The organism is Burkholderia sp. Se-20378, assembly GCF_017104665.1.
In the GTDB taxonomy this organism is placed as follows: Bacteria; Pseudomonadota; Gammaproteobacteria; order Burkholderiales; family Burkholderiaceae; genus Burkholderia; species Burkholderia lata.
In genome coordinates this window covers 1-5,469 of sequence record NZ_JAAGPG010000559.1, presented here as the reverse complement: position 1 = coordinate 5,469, position 5,469 = coordinate 1, and the positions used below count along the sequence as shown (strand labels likewise).

The 5,469-nt window shown below is 69.7% G+C and carries 3 protein-coding genes; 2 read left to right on the top strand and 1 reads right to left on the bottom strand.

What is annotated here, in order from left to right; all coding sequences use genetic code 11:
• Positions 1–909, top strand: a 909-nt coding sequence (locus G3N93_RS33585; RefSeq protein ID WP_241026806.1) for an ABC transporter substrate-binding protein, incomplete at its 5' end; no start/stop codon positions are given.
• Positions 910–1,220: 311 nt separating this feature from the next.
• On the opposite strand, the gene G3N93_RS33580 is transcribed toward G3N93_RS33585, so the two are convergent.
• Positions 1,221–2,966, bottom strand: a complete 1,746-nt coding sequence (locus G3N93_RS33580) for a cyclic peptide export ABC transporter (protein ID WP_206134899.1) — start codon at positions 2,964–2,966, stop codon at positions 1,221–1,223.
• 272 nt (positions 2,967–3,238) lie between these two features.
• Here G3N93_RS33580 and G3N93_RS33575 point away from each other — a divergent pair.
• Positions 3,239–5,469, top strand: a 2,231-nt coding sequence (locus tag G3N93_RS33575) for a non-ribosomal peptide synthetase (RefSeq protein ID WP_206134897.1), incomplete at its 3' end; no start/stop codon positions are given.

Here is a 5,469-nt window from a genome sequence, read left to right as displayed (position 1 = left end):
CGTGTGCCGGGCGCGGTGTCGCTGGCCGGCAATCCCGTCGTGTCGCAGGCGAGCGCGACGATGCCGGTGCGGCCGCAACGCGTGGTCGCGCTCGATTTCATGTTCGCGGAAAGCGTGATTGCACTCGACCTCGTGCCGGTCGGGATGGCCGATACCGCGTTCTATCCGGGCTGGCTCGGCTATCAAAGCGACCGGCTCGCGAACGTGACCGATATCGGTTCGCGCCAGGAGCCGGGGCTCGAGGCGATCGCGGCAGTCAAGCCCGACCTGATCATCGGCGTCGGCTTCCGCCATGCGCCGATTTTCGATGCGCTCGACCGGATCGCGCCGACGATCCTGTTCCAGTTCAGCCCGAACGTGTCCGATGGCGGCGTACCGGTCACGCAGCTCGACTGGATGCGGCAGATCTTCCGGACGATCGGTGCGGTGACGGGGCGCGACGCACGTGCGCAGGCGGTCGATGCGCAACTCGATGCGGGCATCGCGCGCAATGCGGCGCGGCTCGCCGCCGCGGGCCGAAAGGGCGAACGCGTCGCGCTGCTGCAGGATCTCGGCTTGCCCGACCGCTACTGGGCCTATACGGGCAACAGCACGTCGGCGGGTCTTGCACGCGCGCTCGGGCTCGATTCGTGGCCGACCAAGCCGACGCGGGAAGGCACGCTGTACGTGACGTCCGCCGATTTGCTCAGGCAGCGCGAGCTGGCCGTGCTGTTCGTGACCGCGTCGGGGATGGAGGTGCCGCTGTCCGCGAAACTCGATTCGCCGGTGTGGCGCTTCGTGCCCGCGATGAAGGAACACCGGATCGCGCTCATCGAACGCAATATCTGGGGGTTCGGCGGGCCGATGTCGGCGCTGAAACTGGCCGACGTGATGACCGATACGATGCTGAAGCTGCCGGCCGTGCGTTGAGTGCGCGGCGGTCGATCGGCGGATGACGCCGCTTCGACTTCGACGGGCAGGGCGGTGCGGTTGGCCTGCGCGCGCCGCGCGGCGATCCGGCTCGACCTGGCCGCATGGCCGGCGGTCGCGCTCGATGCGATGCGCTGCGGTCGGGCAGCGTGCTCGCCGACGTCGGCCGCGGCATGTGCGCAGGATTCGCGGTGAATCGCCCGAGGCGTTCCGCGATCGCGCTACGCGCCAGCCACATTGCCTCCTGAAACGAAAATCGCCGACGCACTGCCATGGCAGCGCGTCGGCGATTTTTTCCATCGACGGCCGAATTACGCGCTCAGCGCGTCGACACCATTCTGCGCGTGCGACCTGGCCGGCGTCGTGTCGCTGACGATGCGCCCGTTGTCGAGCTTCAGCAAGCGGTCGGCGAGATCGAAGTAGCGGTCGTCGTGCGTGATCACGATCACGGCCTTGCCGCGCGCACGCAGCTCGGGCAGCAGTTGCTCGTAGAACACGGCCTTGAACGACGGGTCCTGGTCGGCCGCCCATTCGTCGAACAGGTAGAACGGCCGGTCCTCCAGGTACGCGACGACGAGCGCGAGCCGCTTGCGCTGCCCGGTCGACAGTGCGCGGGTCGAGAATGCGCCGTCCACCACCTTCACCTTGTGATCGAGCGCGAGCTTCGCGACGAGCGCGTTCGCACGTGCATCGGCCTGCGCGCGGGACGGATCGTCGGGATCGACGATGCCGAGCAGTGCATCGAACAGGTGGAAATCGTTGAACACCGCGCTGAAGCGCTGCCGGTATGCGGCGCGTTCACGCCAGCCGATCGCGCGGCCATCGACCTCGATCGTGCCTTCTTCCGGCTCGTAGAGCCCCGTCAGCACCTTCGCCAGCGTCGTCTTGCCGCTGCCGTTGCCGCCGACGATGAACACGAGCTCGCCCGGCTGGATCGTCAGGTTGATCGGCCCGATGCTGAACATCCGTTCGTCGCGCTCGTGGAAGTAGGCATGCGTGACGCCGCGCAGCGTGACGGCGCCGGCCGGCGGCACGTCGGGTGCATCGGCTGCGGGCGGCACCGTGCGCAGCGCGCCGAATTCGGCCATCACGCCTTCGATCCGCGTGAGCGACACGCGGGCCGCGTTGACGGTCGGCAGGTTGTTCAGCAGCCCGTCGAGCGGCACGAGCATGAACAGGAACACGACGACGTAGCCGGCGGCCGCGGCCGGATCAGCATGCACGCCGAGCTGCGGCCAGAACGACGCGATGCCGAGGAACACGTAGAACAGGAAGATGATCCAGCCGACCCCGACCGCGTACGCGCTGAACGCGCGGCGACGGTGGTCGCGCACCTCGCCGATCGCGGCGCCGAGCTGGCCGTCGACGAACTGGCGAGCGCGCTCATCGTGCAGCTTCAGTTCCTTCGCGCCGGAAAACAGCGAGCCGAGATAGCCGAACAGGCGGTCCTGCGCCTGGCCGGCCGCTTCGAGCGATGCGATCGCGCGGCGGTCGCCGGTGTGATAGCCGAGCGAGCCGGCGATGATCGCGGCCAGCGCGAGCAGGCACACCGGCCACGACAGCCACGCGAGGTAGCCGAGGCAGCCGAACACGATCGAGCCGTGCATGACCAGGTTCGGCAGCGCGAAGAACAGCATCGACACGTTGGTGGCGTCGTCGGTCAGCACCGACTGCACGGGCGCCGCGCCGATCCGCTCGATGTCGCGCAGTTCGGCCGCGCCGACGCGCCGCGCGAGATGCACGCGCAGCCGCGCCATCGTGTCCTGCGACAGGCGCGCGAACAGCGTGCCCGACACGATCCGCGTGACGAGCGCGATCACCGCGCACAGCGCGAAGCGCCACGCGAGCGACGCGTCGGCCGCGCCCGGTTGGGAAAGCGCTCGGTTCAGCGTCGCGACGAGCAGCACGCTCGCGACGCCGTTCAGCACGCACGCGGTGAGCGCCAGCACGAGTGACGCGCGGCTTTCGCGCAACAGCGCAAGGATCAGGCGCGCCGCGGGGCGGCCGGGGGAGGCGTCGAGGGACGGCGGGGAAGAAGGCTCGTGGGCGGCTGTCATCGGCAACGTCGGTAAAGGGAAGGCTAGCGAAAACGCGGAAACGGCAAAACTGACGTGAAAGCGGCGGGCGAGGCGGGGCCCCGTTCCGGCTTTCCTCCCTGATAGACGAACGGGCCGCGCAAATATTTAGCGGCGCGTTCAAAAAAAGCGTTCGCACGGCCTTTGAGCACAAAACGGTAAAAAATCGGCCGCGCCGTTCGTCACACCAGTGAAGCCGCCCCAAGCGGCCCCGAGACTTGGCCGAAGCGGCCGGACCGAAGGACTTCACGCACATGACGAGTTTCCCGACTGCGCTGCATCACCGAATCCGCGAACTGGCGCGCCTCGCGCCCGACGCACCCGCCATCGCGGTCCCTTTCCAGAATGACTTGCGCCTGTCGCGCGGCGCGCTCGACGCGCGGGCGTCGCGGCTGGCCCGGCAACTGCGCGCGGCCGGCGTCGGCGCGGAAGTGCGGGTGGGCGTGTGCGTCGAGCGCTCGGGCGAACTGTTCGTCGCGCTGCTGGCCGTGCTGAAGGCGGGTGGCGTGTTCGTGCCGCTCGATCCGCGTCACCCGGCCGCGCGCCTCGACTGGATCGTCCAGGATGCGCAGTTGCGGCACGGGATCGTCGACGCGGCCGGTCGTGCGGCGCTCGGCAAGCCGTTCGAACACGCGTTTGATGTGGAAGCTGAAGCCGGCGCGGCGGACGGGCAGGATATTGCAGCCGATGAAGAGGCGGTGGCCGTCCACCCGCGTTCGGCCGCCTACATGATCTATACGTCAGGTTCGACCGGCACGCCGAAGGCGGTCGTCGTCGAACACGGGCCGCTTGCCGCGCATTGCGACGCGCTCGCTGCCGCGTTGCCGATCGAGGCGGGCGACCGCCTGCTGCATTTCGCGTCGGTCAATTTCGACGCCGCGCATGAATGCTGGCTCGCGCCGCTCGCGACGGGGGCGAGCATCGTCGTGGCGCCGCCGCAACCGTTTGCGCCGGATGCCGCGCATGCGCTGCTGGTGAGTGAAGCGATCAATGTGGCCGCGTTCCCGCCCGCGTACCTGCGCGAATTCGCGGCAGTGGCCGCGCGCGACGGCGTGCCGCCGGCCCTGCGCGTGCTCGCGTTCGGCGGCGAAGCGCTGCCGCAGCAGGCATTCGAATTCGTGCGCGGCACCTTCCCGTCGGTGCGCCTGATCAACGGCTACGGGCCGACCGAGGCCGTGATCTCGCCGATGCTGTGGCCGGTCGAGCCGGGCGAGACGCCCGTGCTGGCCGCCGACGATGCGTATGCGTCGTTGCCGATCGGCCGCGTGATCGGGCCGCGCGTCGCGCGTGTCGACGGCGGCGAAGTCGACGGTGTGGGTGAGCTGCTGCTGGGTGGCGTTTGCGTCGCGCGCGGCTATCACGGCCGTCCGGCGCTGACGGCCGAACGTTTCATTCCCGATGCCGACGGCGAACCCGGTGCGCGCGTGTACCGCACGGGCGACCTCGCACGGCTGCGCGACGACGGCGCATTCGACTACCTCGGCCGCCTCGACGACCAGGTCCAGGTGCGCGGCGTGCGTGTGGAGCCCGCCGAGATCGCCGCGTGCCTGCGTTCGCATCCGGCCGTGGCTGATGCGGCCGTGGTCGCCGAAACCGGCAACGGGCCGACGCGGCTGATCGCGTGCGTCGCGCTGCGTGCAGCAGCCGATGATGCGGTGCTGAAAGCACACGTGGCGGCGCAACTGCCGGCAGCATGGCAGCCTCACCGGTTCGTACGCTGCGATGCGCTGCCGTACACGCTGAACGGCAAGATCGACCGTGCCGCGCTGCGCGAGAAGATCGCCGCCACGCGCGACACCGCGCAAGGCAGCGGCGACGCCCCGCGCACGCCGACCGAACAGCAGCTCGCCGACCTCTGGCAGACGCTGCTCGGCCTCGACGTCACGCCGTCGCGTGACGACCGTTTCTTCGCGCTGGGCGCCGATTCGCTCGCCGCGATGCAGTTGCAGGCCGCGATTCGCGCGGCAGTACGGGTGAACCTGCGGCTCGATACGCTGTTCGCCGATCCGGCGCTCTTCGAGCTGGCCGAAGCGGTCGATCGTGCGGAGCGCGAAACCGGCGAACCGCTGGCTGCCATTTCCGCGCGCCGCGCGCCGGCCGAAGCGGCCGTATCGGACGCGCCGCACGTCGATCGCGCCGCATCGCTCGCGCAGCAACGTTTCTGGGTGCTCGCACAAACGCGTGATGCGAGCGCCGCGTATCACATCGCCGCGCACTGGACGATCGACGGCACGCTCGATCGCGCTGCGTTGCAGCGCGCGCTCGATCACGTGATCGGCCGCCACGAAGCGTGGCGCACGACGCTCGTCGACAATGACGACGGCGTCGTGATGCAGCGCATTCATGCGCGTCTGCCGGTGTCGATCGTCGACATCGACCTGCGCGACCAGCCGCCTGCCGCCCGCGACGCGCAAGCCGCGCGTCTCGCCGAGCGCGATGCGGCCGAACCGTTCGACCTCGCACGCGGCCCGCTGCTGCGCGCGAC

Coding starts and splice junctions, on each gene's coding strand:
- G3N93_RS33580 (WP_206134899.1), bottom strand. CDS start 2,966: ATGACAGCCGCCCACGAGCCTTCTTCCCCGCCGTCCCTCGACGCCTCC.